At 62.9% G+C, this 13,212-nt stretch carries 15 protein-coding genes; 9 read left to right on the forward strand and 6 right to left on the reverse strand.

Annotated features, from left to right (window positions below; translation table 11 throughout):
• Positions 1 to 150: 150 nt before the first annotated feature.
• The 3 genes from coaD (at position 151) to AADJ04_RS07290 (ending at position 1,666) form a co-directional block, all read left to right on the forward strand.
• On the forward strand, positions 151 to 651 hold the full coding sequence (coaD, locus tag AADJ04_RS07280) for a pantetheine-phosphate adenylyltransferase (protein ID WP_066788598.1): 501 nt from the start codon (positions 151 to 153) through the stop codon (positions 649 to 651).
• 342 nt (positions 652 to 993) lie between these two features.
• Positions 994 to 1,203, forward strand: a complete 210-nt coding sequence (locus AADJ04_RS07285) for a hypothetical protein (protein ID WP_044398091.1) — start codon at positions 994 to 996, stop codon at positions 1,201 to 1,203.
• 112 nt (positions 1,204 to 1,315) lie between these two features.
• A complete protein-coding gene (locus tag AADJ04_RS07290) occupies positions 1,316 to 1,666 on the forward strand; it encodes an RNA-binding protein (protein ID WP_142083682.1) in 351 nt (116 codons plus the stop codon).
• A gap of 191 nt (positions 1,667 to 1,857) precedes the next feature.
• Here AADJ04_RS07290 and AADJ04_RS07295 read toward each other — a convergent pair whose 3' ends face one another.
• Positions 1,858 to 2,835, reverse strand: a complete 978-nt coding sequence (locus AADJ04_RS07295; protein ID WP_341239208.1) for a LysR family transcriptional regulator — start codon at positions 2,833 to 2,835, stop codon at positions 1,858 to 1,860.
• A gap of 144 nt (positions 2,836 to 2,979) precedes the next feature.
• On the opposite strand from AADJ04_RS07295, the gene lysA reads away from it, so the two are divergent.
• Positions 2,980 to 4,224 carry a diaminopimelate decarboxylase gene (gene lysA / locus AADJ04_RS07300; RefSeq protein WP_341239209.1) on the forward strand — a complete coding sequence of 415 codons (1,245 nt, stop codon included), beginning with the start codon at positions 2,980 to 2,982 and terminating at the stop codon, positions 4,222 to 4,224.
• Between the two features lie 296 nt (positions 4,225 to 4,520).
• On the opposite strand, the gene AADJ04_RS07305 is transcribed toward lysA, so the two are convergent.
• From AADJ04_RS07305 to AADJ04_RS07320, 4 genes are all read right to left on the reverse strand, one after another.
• Positions 4,521 to 5,543, reverse strand: a complete 1,023-nt coding sequence (locus AADJ04_RS07305) for an NAD(P)H-dependent glycerol-3-phosphate dehydrogenase (RefSeq protein ID WP_341239210.1) — start codon at positions 5,541 to 5,543, stop codon at positions 4,521 to 4,523.
• A 78-nt stretch (positions 5,544 to 5,621) separates the two neighbouring features.
• Positions 5,622 to 6,077 carry a protein-export chaperone SecB gene (secB, locus tag AADJ04_RS07310; RefSeq protein WP_066699565.1) on the reverse strand — a complete coding sequence of 152 codons (456 nt, stop codon included), beginning with the start codon at positions 6,075 to 6,077 and terminating at the stop codon, positions 5,622 to 5,624.
• 133 nt (positions 6,078 to 6,210) lie between these two features.
• Positions 6,211 to 6,471, reverse strand: coding sequence for a glutaredoxin 3 (grxC, locus tag AADJ04_RS07315; RefSeq protein ID WP_044399449.1), 261 nt, complete (start codon positions 6,469 to 6,471; stop codon positions 6,211 to 6,213).
• A gap of 28 nt (positions 6,472 to 6,499) precedes the next feature.
• The gene (locus tag AADJ04_RS07320) at positions 6,500 to 6,907 is read right to left on the reverse strand and encodes a rhodanese-like domain-containing protein (protein ID WP_044399447.1); all 408 of its coding nucleotides are present in this window, start codon (positions 6,905 to 6,907) and stop codon (positions 6,500 to 6,502) included.
• A gap of 72 nt (positions 6,908 to 6,979) precedes the next feature.
• On the opposite strand from AADJ04_RS07320, the gene gpmA reads away from it, so the two are divergent.
• From gpmA to AADJ04_RS07340, 4 genes are all read left to right on the forward strand, one after another.
• Positions 6,980 to 7,723: a 2,3-diphosphoglycerate-dependent phosphoglycerate mutase gene (gene gpmA, locus AADJ04_RS07325; RefSeq protein WP_341239211.1), complete on the forward strand. Its 744-nt coding sequence runs from the start codon at positions 6,980 to 6,982 to the stop codon at positions 7,721 to 7,723.
• 117 nt (positions 7,724 to 7,840) lie between these two features.
• Entirely contained in the window at positions 7,841 to 9,277 is a 1,437-nt protein-coding gene (locus AADJ04_RS07330; RefSeq protein WP_341239212.1) for a S41 family peptidase, read from the forward strand.
• An 87-nt stretch (positions 9,278 to 9,364) separates the two neighbouring features.
• On the forward strand, positions 9,365 to 10,114 hold the full coding sequence (gene moeB, locus AADJ04_RS07335; protein WP_341239213.1) for a molybdopterin-synthase adenylyltransferase MoeB: 750 nt from the start codon (positions 9,365 to 9,367) through the stop codon (positions 10,112 to 10,114).
• Positions 10,115 to 10,227: 113 nt separating this feature from the next.
• Positions 10,228 to 10,602, forward strand: coding sequence for a response regulator (locus AADJ04_RS07340; RefSeq protein WP_066699579.1), 375 nt, complete (start codon positions 10,228 to 10,230; stop codon positions 10,600 to 10,602).
• 150 nt (positions 10,603 to 10,752) lie between these two features.
• Here AADJ04_RS07340 and AADJ04_RS07345 read toward each other — a convergent pair whose 3' ends face one another.
• Positions 10,753 to 11,385, reverse strand: a complete 633-nt coding sequence (locus tag AADJ04_RS07345) for a response regulator transcription factor (RefSeq protein ID WP_341239214.1) — start codon at positions 11,383 to 11,385, stop codon at positions 10,753 to 10,755.
• 123 nt (positions 11,386 to 11,508) lie between these two features.
• Between AADJ04_RS07345 and AADJ04_RS07350 the strand changes: the two genes are divergently transcribed.
• Positions 11,509 to 12,873, forward strand: coding sequence for a CHASE3 domain-containing protein (locus AADJ04_RS07350; RefSeq protein WP_341239215.1), 1,365 nt, complete (start codon positions 11,509 to 11,511; stop codon positions 12,871 to 12,873).
• Positions 12,874 to 13,212: the final 339 nt, after the last annotated feature.

Raw genomic sequence — 13,212 nt, forward strand, 5'->3', positions numbered from 1 at the left:
TTTTGATAGCTGCTGGCGCTTTTCCATCAAGCGCTAGCGGCTGTTTTCTTTGCATTGCAGTGCCCATGTTGCAGTGCACTGCATAATGCGCCCCAGCGGCCGGGAACGCCCGGCCAACGCCCCATTTCGCCAGACAGGAGACAACCCGCCATGGCCAATAACGTTCTCGCCGTGTACCCCGGAACCTTCGACCCCATCACCCTGGGCCATGAAGACGTGGTGCGCAGAGCCACCCAATTGTTCGGCCATGTCATCGTGGCCGTGGCCGCGGGCCACCACAAGAAAACCCTGTTCAGCCTGGAAGAGCGCATCGAGATGGTGCGCGAGGCTACGCGCCAATATCCGCAGGTGCAGGTCGAGAGTTTTTCGGGTTTGCTGCGTGACTTTGTGGTGGCGCGTGGTGGCAAGGCCATGGTGCGCGGCTTGCGCGCCGTGACCGACTTTGACTACGAGTTCCAGCTCGCCGGCATGAACCGCAGCCTGATGCCCGAGGTGGAAACCGTCTTCCTCACCCCCAGCGACAAATACCAGTTCATCAGCAGCACCTTTGTGCGCGAAATCGCCGTGCTGGGCGGCGAGGTGGACAAGTTCGTCTCGCCCGCCGTACAGCAGCGCCTGGCTGCCAAAGTCCAGGGAATGGCCGCAGGGTGAGCGTGCCCTGTGCATCACCGGCGGCCGCTGAGCCGGTTGGTGCACGCCGCGCCGCACGGGCGGGAGGACGGTGTTTTAAAACTTTTGAGAATATTGGCTGGACTTTTTATGTCATCAGCCATATACTTGACGGCATTGCAGTGACGTTGCGCGGGTTGCCACGCAGTTCTTGCAATGCCAGCCCGGTGGTTTCAGCCGCCCGCACTGGCCGCCTTTTGCGACATCCTTGTCGCCCAGTTGCACTGTAGAGCTGCAGCCAGCTGTGATCCCTTGATGCTCACGCAACCCGGCCCGGGCTTGCGTTTCCCCTGAATGCACCCAATTTCCAAGACAGCCATCTCCATGGGCCAGTACGTCGTTTCGCCCGCGACACACCCGACCGATTGCGGCCGCTTCCGCGCCTCGTTCTCGGTCCAGCGCTCCCAAAGCAACGGTGGCTATTGCCGCGTGTTTCGCTTTGACAAGACCTTTGCCTCCCCCGAAATCGCCCGGCTGTTTGCCGTCACCCAGGGTTGGTTGCAGGCGTGCATGTCCCGCCCACCCGTGTGCTGACCAACTCCTTCGCTGCGCGCCTGCCGGGCCATCGCAGCGCAGCCCCCGATTTCCATCCCATTTCTCCCTTGCGTGCCCTTCGTTGCGCGCTTTTCTATAGAAAGACATTTCCATGAGCACCAAAATTTATGTGGGCAACCTGCCTTACTCTGTGACCGATTCCAGCCTGCAAAGCAACTTCGCCGAATTCGGCGGCGTTTCTTCTGCCAAGGTCATGACAGACCGCGAAACCGGCCGTTCCAAGGGCTTCGGCTTTGTGGAAATGGCTTCCGCAGAGGTCGCCCAGGCCGCCATTGATGCGCTGCACGGCATGTCTGTGGATGGCCGCACGATTGTGGTGAACCTGGCCCGCCCCCGCGAAGCTGGTGGCGGTGCTGGCGGTTACAACGCCGGCGGTTTCACTGCCAGCAAGCGTGCCGATGTGGGCTACGGCAATGGCGGCTACGGCGGCGGCCGGTACTGATCCCTGCGCTGGGTGTCCCGCGCTGCCTGCACACACCGGCCCTGGAGGCCGGTTTTTTTGTGTCTGTGCGCAGCGTGGATTGGGCATTGGGCCCTTTGTGTCCAGAGACGGGTCTGCTACTAAAAGCGTAGCTGCTTGCGCTTGTTGAATAAGCGCTAGAAGCACTTTTCGCTTAAAGTATTCCGGGCGCATCAATTCGCAGGCTGGCTCAGCAAGCGCTGCAGTGCGGCGGTCACTTCCTGCGCTTGGGCCTCTAGGGACTGCAGCAGCGGCTGCGCTTCGGGCAAGGCTGGGCGGTACAGCGGCAGCAAAGCGTTGATGCTGAACGGCACGGAAAACCCCAGCCTGCGCACCACCAGCCCCGACCCCGCCATGGCCAGCGCCGTGAGCGGGTTGACGATGGCCAGCCCCAGGCCTTGCTGCACCATGGCGCACACGGCCACGGCGCTGTGGGTTTGCAGGTGCAGCTGGCGCGCCACGCCAGCCTCGGCAAAGCGCGCGTCGATCTGGCGGCGGTAGGGGTCGTCGGCAGACAGGCTCACAAACGGCTGGTTTGCAAAGTCTTGCACCTGCAGCACGGCCTGGGCTGTCAGCGCGTGCCCGGCGGGCAGCACGGCCACCTCGTCCAGCGTCAGCAGCGGTACGGCCTGCACGCCGGGGGGCGTTGCGGCCTGTTCGCTCAGGCCCAGGTCAAAGCGCTGGGCACTCATCCATTCTTCGAGCAGCGGTGATTCCTGTGGGGTGATAGACACGCGCAACTGGGGCTGTGCGCGCAGCAGCCGGGCAATGGCGCCGGGCAGCAGGGCGTGGGCCAGGGCGGGCAGGCACAGCACCGAGAGCTGCGCCTCGTGCGACTGGCCCAGGGCCACGGCCCGCTCCACCACGCGCTCCAGCCCCTGCCAAGAGCGCTGTACCTCGTCCCACAGCGCCAGCGCCCGGGCGTTGGGGCGCAGGCGGCCTTGCAGCCGTTCAAACAGCGGGTAGCCCAGCAACTGCTCCAGCCGGGCCAATTCGCGGCTCACGGTGGGTTGCGAGCTGTGCAGCAGGGCGGCCGCGCTGGTCACGCTGCCTGCCGTCATCACGGCGCGAAACACCTCGATGTGCCGGTGGGACACCAGGGCGGCTTGTGCATCTAGGTGGGCTGGCGCGGGTGGGTGGGCGGAGTTCATGCGAAAAGCATATCCGCAATGAATCGATGGTGGAAATTTTGGTATTGGACTGAATGGTGAGTGGCAGGCATGATCGCCGTCACTCTTTGCGCACCGTGACTGGTGTGTGGCTCTTCAGATTTCAGCTTTTTCGGAGTTTTCGCCATGTCCAACCCCTTCACCCCTGCCCAGTTGTGGGCCCTCGCAGACCAGTTTGGTACCCCGCTGTGGGTGTACGACGCGGCCACCATCCGCCAGCGCATTGCGCAGGTGTCCAACTTCGACACGGTGCGCTTTGCGCAGAAGGCCTGCTCCAACATCCACATCCTCCAACTGATGCGTGAGCAGGGCGTGAAGGTGGATGCGGTGTCGCGCGGCGAAATTCTGCGGGCGCTGGCGGCAGGCTTCAAGGCCGGCGGCGAACCGTCTGAGATTGTGTTCACCGCCGACCTGTTCGACGCTGCCACGCTCGACTGCGTGGTGGAGCACGGCGTGCCCGTCAATGCGGGCTCCATCGACATGCTGCGCCAGCTGGGCCCCCGATCCAAGGGCCATGCGGTGTGGCTGCGCATCAACCCCGGCTTTGGTCACGGCCACAGCAACAAGACCAACACGGGCGGCGAACACAGCAAGCACGGCATCTGGCACACCGACTTGCCACTGGCGCTGCAGACCATCCGCGAGCAGGGCCTGACGCTGGCGGGCCTGCACATGCACATTGGTTCGGGCGTGGACTACGGCCACCTGGCCGAGGTGTGCGGTGCCATGGTGGAGCTGGTGCGCACGGCGCACGCGGCGGGGCATGACCTGCATGCCATCTCGGCTGGCGGCGGCCTGTCTATCCCGTACCGCGCGGGCGATCCCGTCATCGACACGCAGCATTACTTTGGACTGTGGAACACCGCACGCCAGCAGGCCGAGGCCATCGTGGGCCACAAGCTGGGGCTGGAGATTGAGCCCGGTCGCTTCCTGGTGGCCGAATCGGGCGTGCTGCTGGGCGAGGTGCGTGCCACCAAAAATGCGGGCAACAACCACTTTGTGCTGGTCGATACTGGTTTCAACGAACTGATGCGCCCCTCGATGTACGGCAGCTTCCACGCCATGAGCGTGCTGCGCCGCGATGGCAGCCAGGGTGCCAGCCAGCCCACGGTGGTGGCGGGCCCGCTGTGCGAGTCGGGAGACGTGTTCACCCAGGGCGACGGTGGCGTGGTGCTGCCGCGCGACCTGCCTGCGGCGCAGGTGGGGGATCTGCTGGTGATCCATGACACGGGGGCTTATGGCGCTTCGATGTCCTCCAACTACAACACCCGCCCGCTGGTGGCCGAGGTGCTGGTGGATGGCGCCGAGCACCGCCTGATCCGCCGCCGCCAGACGGTGGAGGAGTTGCTGTCGCTGGAGCTGGGGCTGTAACGATCGCGGCGCGGTAGGCACCCGCCTACGCGAAGGCGCTGCCCCGGCGCACAAGGCCGCGCTGGGTGGGCGAATAAGGTGGAGGCACTGATTTCAGTGACCGTTCTTTTTACAGGAGACCCACCATGCCTATCGTTCTTTGGTTGCTTGGCGTACCGCTTTCCGTCGTGCTGTTGCTCATGCTTTTCGGCGTGTTCTGAGCACAGTCCCGAAGGGGGCCGCCCAATGTAAAAGCCGCACCGTCTGCTTGTGCAGACCGTGCGGCTTTTTTGTGCGTGCAACGAGCAGGGCGGCGTTCAGCCGCGGTCTGCAAATTCGGTAGCGGGGTCGCGCCCCATCAGCGTGGCCACGGCTTCGGGCGGGCTCAACCGGCCATTCAGCAAAGCCACCACGGCGCGGGTGATGGGCATGTCCACCCCCAGCGCTTGTGCGCGCTGCGCCACGGTGCGCGCGCAGTAGACCCCTTCGGCCACATGGCCCAGAGATTCCACCGCCTGCGCCAGGGTGTGGCCTTGTGCCAGCAGCATGCCCACCCGCCGGTTGCGCGAAAGGTCGCCCGTGGCGGTCAGCACCAGGTCGCCCAGGCCTGACAAACCCATGAACGTATCGGGCCGTGCGCCCAGGGCCAGGCCCAGGCGGGTCATCTCGGCCAAGCCGCGGGTGATCAACGCTGCGCGGGCATTCAGACCCAGAGCCAGTCCGTCGCACAGGCCGGTGGCAATCGCCAGCACGTTCTTCACCGCGCCGCCCACTTCCACGCCCACGATGTCTTCGTTGGCGTACACGCGCACGCTGGGGCTGTGGAAGGCGGCCACCAGGGCTTCGCGCACGCTGGCATGTTCGCTAGCGGCGACGAGTGCCGTGGGCTGGTTGCGGGCGACTTCCTGTGCAAAGCTGGGGCCGCTGAGCACGCCCGAGCGCAAGGCGGGCGCCACTTGCGCGCACACTTCGTGGGCCAGCAGGCCTGCGTCAGCGGCCTGTGCGCCGGCGGACGATTCAAAGCCCTTGCACAGCCAGGCCACGGGCATGGTCAGGCCTTGCAGTGCCTTCAACATGCCGCGCAGCGCAGCCATGGGGGTGGCAACGATGACCAGGTCGGCACCGTGGCACGCGGCCACCGGGTCGCCGCTGGCCACCTGCAAGGCGGGCGGCAAGGCCATGCCCGGCAGGTAGTGCGCGTTTTCGTGCTGCGTTTGCATGGCGCTGGCTTGCGCCGGGTTGCGTGCCCACAGCGTGACCTGGTGGCCCGCCGGGTGCTGTGCTGCGCTCAGGGCCACGGCCGTACCCCATGCGCCTGCGCCGAGTACTACGATTTTCATAGCTGCTTACGCCCTCGTATCAAGCAAAAGGGGCCCGAAGGCCCCTCATCCCAATGCAATTGCCAGGATGCGTGCAGCTTACTGGGCCACGGCGGTGTCGGCCGCTGCGGCTTGTTGCTGCTGTTCGTACATGGCCTGGAAGTTGATTTCGGCCAGGTGCACGGGTGGGAAGCCAGCGCGGTTGATCACGTCGGCCACGTTCCCACGCAGGTAGGGGTACACGATCTGGGGGCAAGCGATGCCCATGATGGCGCCCATCTGGTCTTCAGGGATGTTGCGCACTTCAAAAATGCCGGCTTGCTTGGCTTCGACCAGGAACACGGTCTTTTCCTTGATCTTGGTCTGCACGGTGGCGGTGACGCAGATTTCGTAGATGCCATCGGCCACAGGCGCGGCTTCCACGCCGAGCTGGATGTCCACGCTGGGTTGCTCTTGTTCGAGCAGGATGGCGGGGGAGTTCGGCTGCTCGAGCGACAGATCCTTCAGGTACACGCGCTGGATCTGGAAAACGGGGGTGTTGTCTTGGTCGGCCATGGTCAAAGTCTCTCTACTTACGATTTACGTTTGCTCAAACAAACTTGCTGCAAAACAAAACCCGCCGGGGAGCAGCTCCCGCAGCGGGCACATGGGCTGCATTATGCAGCGCTGGCAGGCAGGGTGGCCGGAATCAAGCGGCGCCCAGCAGTGGCATCAGGCCACCGCGCCCGTCCAGGGCCACCAGGTCGTCGTGGCCACCCACATGGGTGGTGCCGATGAAAATCTGCGGCACCGTGCGGCGGCCGGTGATTTCCATCATGTGGGTGCGGGCCTCAGGGTCGAGGTCAACGCGAATCTCCTCGATCTGCTCCACGCCCTTGGACTTGAGAATCTGCTTGGCGCGAACGCAGTAGGGGCAGACGGCGGTGGTGTACATCTTCACGGGTTGCATGGGGCTCTCCTGCGTTAAAGGGTGAAGGTCAGGCTTTTTCAATCGGCAGGCTGGCTTCGCGCCAGGCCTTCAGGCCACCGGCCAGGGCCTCTGCCTTGTCGTAGCCCAGCTTTTTGGCCACGGCCACGGCGCGGTTGGCGCGGGCGCCAGAAGCGCACACCAGCACCACAGGCACGGCCTTGTTCTTCACCAGGGTGGGCAAACGCTCTTCGAGCTGGCTCAGGGGCACGTTCTTGGCGCCGCCCACGTGGCCAGCGGCGAACTCCTCGGCTTCGCACACGTCAATGACGACCGCTTTTTCACGGTTGATGAGCTGCACCGCCCGGTTGGGGGTGAGCGAGCCAGCACCTGCGCTGCGCAGCGACGGCCACAGCAACATGCTGCCCGATGCGAGGGCCACGACGAGCAAATACCAGTTGTCGATGATGAATTTCACTAAGATTCCTTGGGTTGGCGAACAGAGCAATTTTAGAATGTAAGGTTTTGACCCGCTCTTTCTAGGGAAACCATGCACAAACTCGTTCTGATCCGCCACGGCGAATCCACCTGGAACCTTGAAAACCGCTTTACTGGATGGACCGATGTGGACCTGACGCCCACCGGTGTTTCCCAGGCCATGTCGGCCGGCAAGCTGCTCAAGGCCGAGGGCTACGAGTTCGACTTGGCCTTCACCAGCGTGCTCAAGCGCGCCATCCACACCCTGTGGTACGCCCTGGACGAGATGGATTGCACCTGGCTGCCCGTGGTCAAGGACTGGCGTCTGAACGAGCGCCACTACGGCGCGCTGCAGGGCCTGAACAAAGCCGACATGGCCAAGCAGTATGGTGACGAGCAGGTGCTGGTATGGCGCCGCAGCTACGACACCCCCCCGCCTGCGCTGGAAGCCACCGACCCCCGCAGCGAGCGCGGTGACCGCCGCTACACCGGTGTGGCGGCTGAGAATGTGCCCCTGACCGAATGCCTGAAAGACACCGTAGCCCGAGTGCTGCCGTTCTGGAACGAGTCCATGGCGCCCGCCATCCGTTCGGGCAAGCGCGTGGTGGTGGCTGCGCACGGCAACTCCATCCGGGCGCTGGTCAAGTACCTGGACAACATCTCCGACAACGACATCGTGGGCCTGAACATTCCCAACGGGATTCCGCTGGTTTACGAGCTGGACGACAACCTCAAGCCGATCCGCCACTACTATCTGGGCGACGCTGAAGCGGCTGCCAAGGCCGCCGCCGCAGTGGCTTCGCAGGGAAAAGCGTAAAGACGGTGTAAATCTGCTGGGGAAAACCCTCCAGATCCTGCGAAAGTGAGCGCCCGCGCGGAACTGCAGCGGGCGCGGCCCTTCCAAGGTGTATATTGAAGCGGTTAAAGGTGTTGTATGGGCCAGAAACTCAAAATTGCGGGCTGGGTGTCGGTTGGTGTGGTGGCCGGTGCGCTCACCACGGTGTCTTTGCAAACCGTTGCGCGCGGGGCGATGACACCGCTGCCGCTGGAGGAAATCCAGCAGCTGTCAGCAGTGTTCGGTCTGGTCAAGACAGACTACGTGGAGCCGGTGGATGATAAAAAGCTCATCACCGATGCCATCTCTGGCATGGTGTCCAGCCTCGACCCGCATTCGCAGTATTTCGACAAGAAGTCTTTCAAGGAATTCCGTGAAGGCACCACGGGCCGGTTTGTGGGCGTGGGCATTGAAATCACCCAGGAAGACGGCCTGATCAAGATCGTCTCGCCCATCGAAGGTTCGCCCGCGTTTCGCGCCGGGCTCAAGACCAACGACCTGATCACCAAGATTGACGAGACCGCCGTCAAAGGCCTGTCGCTGAGCGACTCCGTCAAGCGCATGCGCGGTGAGCCCAACACCAAGGTCACCCTCACCATCTTCCGCAAGGACGAAAACCGCTCGTTCCCCGTCACCATCATCCGCGAAGAAATCAAGACCCAGTCCGTCAAGGGCAAGGTCATGGAGCCCGGATATGCCTGGATTCGCCTATCGCAGTTCCAGGAGCGGACGGTGGAAGACTTCGTGCGCAAGGTGGAAGACGTCTACAAGCAGGAACCCAATCTCAAGGGCTTGGTGCTGGACCTGCGCAACGACCCTGGTGGCTTGCTGGATGCAGCCGTCGCGATTTCGGCAGCCTTCCTGCCCGAGAACGTGACCGTGGTCAGCACCAATGGCCAGCTTGCCGAAAGCAAGGCCACCTACAAGGCATCGCCTGAGTTTTACCAGCGCCGCAGCGGCAGCGACCCGCTGCGCCGTTTGCCTGCGGCCCTCAAGACCGTGCCCCTGGTGGTGCTGGTGAACGAAGGCTCTGCATCGGCCAGCGAAATCGTGGCCGGCGCCTTGCAAGACCACAAGCGCGCCACCATCATGGGCAGCCAGACCTTTGGCAAGGGGTCGGTGCAAACCGTGCGGCCTTTGGGGCCTGATACAGGCATCAAGCTGACCACCGCCCGCTACTACACCCCCAGCGGCAAGTCCATCCAGGCCAAGGGTATCGTGCCTGATGTGATGATCGACGAGTCTGAAGAGGGCAATGTGTTTGCCGCGCTGCGTATGCGCGAGGCTGATCTGGACAAACACCTGGGCAGCGGCCAGGGCGAAGAGCAAAAAGACGAGGCCCGTGAAAAGGCCCGTGAAGAAGCCCGCAAGCGCCTGGAAGAGGAAGCCAAGAAGCCCGCAGCGGAACGCAAGCTGCCCGAGTTTGGTACCGACAAGGACTTCCAGCTGACCCAGGCGCTCAACAAGCTCAAGGGTCGGGCGGTGCTGGTGAGCAAGACGCAAACCGAGCGCAAGGAAGAAAAGAAGGAAAACTGAGCGCAGGCTTGCCCTTCCCGGTTTTCATGTACAAAGGCCGGGCTCCATCAGGAGCCCGGCCTTTTTGATGTGGTGGATGAGAGAACGATGAACGATGAACAGTTGCTGCGCTATTCGCGCCACATCCTGCTCGATGAAGTAGGCATTGAAGGGCAAGAGCGGGTCTTGGCCTCGCATGCCCTGGTGATTGGCGCCGGGGGGCTGGGGTCACCCGTGGCGCTGTACCTGGGCTCGGCGGGTGTCGAGCGGATCACGCTGGTGGACCACGATGTGGTGGACCTCACCAACCTGCAGCGGCAAGTGGCACACACCACCGACCGCGTGGGGCAGCCCAAGGTGGAATCTGCCGCACAGGCGGTGCGTGCCATCAACCCCGGCGTGGAGGTCGCCTGCTTGCAGCAGCGCGCAGACACCGCCTTGCTCGATGAGTGGGTGCCCCAGGCGACGGTGGTTCTGGATTGCAGCGACAACTACGCTACGCGCCACGCCGTCAATGCTGCCTGCATTCGCCACGGCAAACCTTTGGTGGCTGGTGCCGTCATCCGCTTTGATGGGCAGGTGATGGTGTTTGATCCGCGTGATCCTGCGTCGCCCTGCTATGCCTGCATGTTCACGCCCGAGGCCGAGTTTGAGGAAGTGCAGTGCTCCACCATGGGTGTCTTCGCCCCGCTGGTCGGTGTCATCGGCGCGATGCAGGCAGCCGAAGCCTTGAAGCTCATCTCTGGCGCCGCGCCAGCCATGACCGGGCGCCTGCTTATGCTCGATGGCCGCACCATGGAGTGGAATACGATGAAAGTGCCACGCGATCCCGCCTGCGTTGTCTGTGGCAAACAGTAGGAGAAGTCCTACGCAACCAGCGAGTGCTGGCTGGCAGAACGATAAAAACATCCGGCTTAAAGTACGTCTTCGGCCATGGCGTATGGGTTCTGGCCGGACTCTTGGATCAGGCTGTGAAACTCCGCACTTACATTGTTGAAGACAACGCAACCATCAGAGAAAACCTGATCGGGACTCTGGAAGAGTTGGCGTCGGTAGAGCCGGTGGGGTTCGCTGAAACAGAAGACGAAGGCAAGGTCTGGCTCAAGGAGCGCGCCGGTCAGTGGGACTTGGCCATCGTTGATCTTTTCCTGCGTCAAGGCAGTGGCCTGGGGGTGCTGGAGGCATGCCGCGAGCGCAGCCCCGGGCAGAAAATGGTCGTCCTCAGCAACTACGCCACCCCCGATATACGCATGCGTTGCGCGCAACTCGGGGTAGACGCCGTCTTTGACAAATCTAATGAAATCGATGCGCTTGTGGACTACTGCGTGGCGCACAGCCGGGGCTGATTAGGCGGCACGGCGCCTGTCTCTCGTTGGGTGAGCAAGCACCATTGCAGTGCTCCCATCGTCTCTCACTCACTCCATACAGATTGAAAATTTTGCAGGGTTGAACGCCTCCTGGCGGCGTTCGCACTGGCCAGGAGGGTGCACACCATATCAGTCGATGAGCTGGTTCTTGAGCGCGTAGTACGTCAGATCGCTGTTGGAAGATAGGCCCATTTTTTCCATGAGGCGGGTACGGTAGGTACTCACGGTCTTCACGCTCAGTGAAAGGTCCTTGGCGATGTCGCCTGCGGTCTCGCCTTTGGCCAGCTTCAAGAACACCTGGAACTCGCGCTCGGACAACTGCTCGTGTGGGGGTGCATCGTCTTTGCGGTTGAGTTGCTGGGCGAGCAGCTCGGCCACGGTGGGGGTGAGGTAACGCTTGCCCAGCGCGATCACACGGATGGCTTCCACAATTTCGGAGGGCTCGCATTCCTTGTTGAGATAACCACTGGCCCCCTGGCGAATCAGATTGATGGCGTAATGCTCTTCGGGGTAGCCGCTCAAAATCAGAATGCCCATGTCGGGTGCCTTGGCACGCAGCATGGCCAGGGCATCCAGACCACTTTGGCCGGGCATCGAAAGGTCCATCAGCAGTACGTCGATTTCGTGATTGCGCACCAGGTCAGTCGCTTCGCGGCCATTCGAGGCTTCGCCTTCTACGCGTAAATCGACATGCTCTGACAGAAACTGGCGCAAGCCGGAGCGAACAATAGCGTGGTCATCCACTATGCCGATTTTGATCATTGTGTTTTCCTTCGGGAGGGTGCGCATGCAGCCCTCAATGAGTTGTAGATAAACCGCGTTCGGGTGTTGCTGATGCATTGCATCCAACACCGCAAGCGCCAAACTTTATCCTGATTCCAAACTATGAACCTACAAGCATCTTTGCGGCCGTGGTTACAAAAAGTTCGTCGCATGGCGCTGAGCCTGCCCATGGCTCTGCTGGCCGCCTTGGTTTTGGTGGGCATCAACGAAGTCGGGCACATGCGCTCGCAAGACGCGGTGCGCCAGATGAGCCAGTGGCAGGCCACCCGTGGCACGGTCAGCAGCCTGCTGCAAAGCATGCTCGATGCTGAGACCGGCCAGCGCGGTTACCTGCTGACGGGCAACGACATCTACCTGCAGCCCTACGACAAAGCCATGACCGCGCTGCAAAGCCACATGGACACCTTGCGCAACCAGTTTGTGGACTCCAAGGATGACATGCTGATGGTGGCACTGCTGTCGCGCCAGATCTCGCGCAAGCTCGCAGAGATGGAGTTGAGCCTGCGATTGCGCAGGCAGGGCAATGAAGACGCCTGGAAGTTCATCCTGCACACCGACATGGGGCGGGAGAACGTGGATGAAATCCGCAAGCTCGCCCATGCGCTCATCGAGCGCGCCACGGCCAAGATCCAGATCGGCCAGGCGCAAATCGTGCAGTCGCTCATGCTCTCGCGCATTGGCATTGCCGTGGTCACGGCGATTGGCCTGCTGGCGTTCTTCATGTACCTGCGCCAGGCCAACGCCCTGCAGGTGGTGAGCCAGCGCGAACAGGCCTTGCTTGAGCACGAGCGCGACCGCCTGGAAGGCCTGGTGCGCGAGCGCACGGCGTCCCTGTCGGAGCTGGCAAGCCACTTGCAGCAAGTGCGGGAAGACGAGCGCGGCCACCTGGCCCGCGAGCTGCACGACGAACTGGGTGCACTGCTCACCGCCGCCAAGCTGGACGTGGCGCGCTTGAAATCCAAGCTGGATGTGAATGCGCCGGATGTGACCGAACGCCTCAAGCACCTCACCGACACGCTCAACAGCGGCATCGCCCTCAAGCGGCGCATCATCGAGGACTTGCGACCTTCCTCCTTGTCGCACCTGGGGCTCACGGCTGCGCTCGAGATTCTCACCCGCGAGTTTGCGCAGCGTGCCGGTATCGAGGTCGAGACCAACCTGGAGACGGTCGATTTGCCCAGCGCCACGCAGCTCACGGTGTACCGCATGGTGCAAGAGGCACTGACCAACATCGGCAAGTACGCCAACGCGCACAAGGTGCTGGTGTCTGTGCACGCACATCCCAACCACGTGGCGGTACAGGTGCACGACGACGGTGCGGGCTTTGACCCGGCCAGCGTGCAGGTGTCTTCGCACGGCCTGGCGGGCATGCGCCACCGGGTAGAGGCGGCAGGGGGGCGCCTGAGTGTGCACTCCAGCCCCGGCAAGGGCACCTTGCTTTCGGCGGTGTTGCCCCTGCTGCGCTAACACCCTCCAGGCCGTGGCAGCGACGGGCCACGGCGCAGAGGTGGCTATCGCTTTCCAGCGGCTTTTGCTCCGTCGCTGCGGTCGGCCGGGGGCTTCTTGTCTGAATTGCCCACCCTGCTGTGCGTTGCGCCGGGTGCCGGCAGTCCCCGCATGAGCAGGGGCAGGCGCTGTCCTACAGCGCGGGTGTGAAGGAGCCGACACGCCTGCGCGCCTGCCACCGTCACTGCCGGTTGCCGTGCTTACTTACAGTGAAGTCCAGCGAGTCGTTTCATAGCTCTCTGCGTATTTCAGGCACCTGGCAACCCGCTCTGTTCCTTGTGCGCAGTGAACTGTAAAACG

The organism is uncultured Acidovorax sp., assembly GCF_964021665.1.
Classification (GTDB): domain Bacteria; phylum Pseudomonadota; class Gammaproteobacteria; order Burkholderiales; family Burkholderiaceae_C; genus Acidovorax; species Acidovorax temperans.

Bases quoted from the DNA above. Each gene is read 5' to 3' on its own strand.
- AADJ04_RS07305 (WP_341239210.1), bottom strand. From the start codon at position 5,543: ATGAAAATCGTAGTACTCGGCGCAGGCGCATGGGGTACGGCCGTGGCC.
- AADJ04_RS07295 (WP_341239208.1), bottom strand. From the start codon at position 2,835: ATGAACTCCGCCCACCCACCCGCGCCAGCCCACCTAGATGCACAAGCC.
- AADJ04_RS07350 (WP_341239215.1), top strand. From the start codon at position 11,509: ATGAACCTACAAGCATCTTTGCGGCCGTGGTTACAAAAAGTTCGTCGC.
- AADJ04_RS07290 (WP_142083682.1), top strand. From the start codon at position 1,316: ATGAGCACCAAAATTTATGTGGGCAACCTGCCTTACTCTGTGACCGAT.
- lysA (WP_341239209.1), top strand. From the start codon at position 2,980: ATGTCCAACCCCTTCACCCCTGCCCAGTTGTGGGCCCTCGCAGACCAG.
- AADJ04_RS07330 (WP_341239212.1), top strand. From the start codon at position 7,841: ATGGGCCAGAAACTCAAAATTGCGGGCTGGGTGTCGGTTGGTGTGGTG.
- gpmA (WP_341239211.1), top strand. From the start codon at position 6,980: ATGCACAAACTCGTTCTGATCCGCCACGGCGAATCCACCTGGAACCTT.
- AADJ04_RS07345 (WP_341239214.1), bottom strand. From the start codon at position 11,385: ATGATCAAAATCGGCATAGTGGATGACCACGCTATTGTTCGCTCCGGC.
- grxC (WP_044399449.1), bottom strand. From the start codon at position 6,471: ATGCAACCCGTGAAGATGTACACCACCGCCGTCTGCCCCTACTGCGTT.
- secB (WP_066699565.1), bottom strand. From the start codon at position 6,077: ATGGCCGACCAAGACAACACCCCCGTTTTCCAGATCCAGCGCGTGTAC.
- coaD (WP_066788598.1), top strand. From the start codon at position 151: ATGGCCAATAACGTTCTCGCCGTGTACCCCGGAACCTTCGACCCCATC.
- AADJ04_RS07285 (WP_044398091.1), top strand. From the start codon at position 994: ATGGGCCAGTACGTCGTTTCGCCCGCGACACACCCGACCGATTGCGGC.
- moeB (WP_341239213.1), top strand. From the start codon at position 9,365: ATGAACGATGAACAGTTGCTGCGCTATTCGCGCCACATCCTGCTCGAT.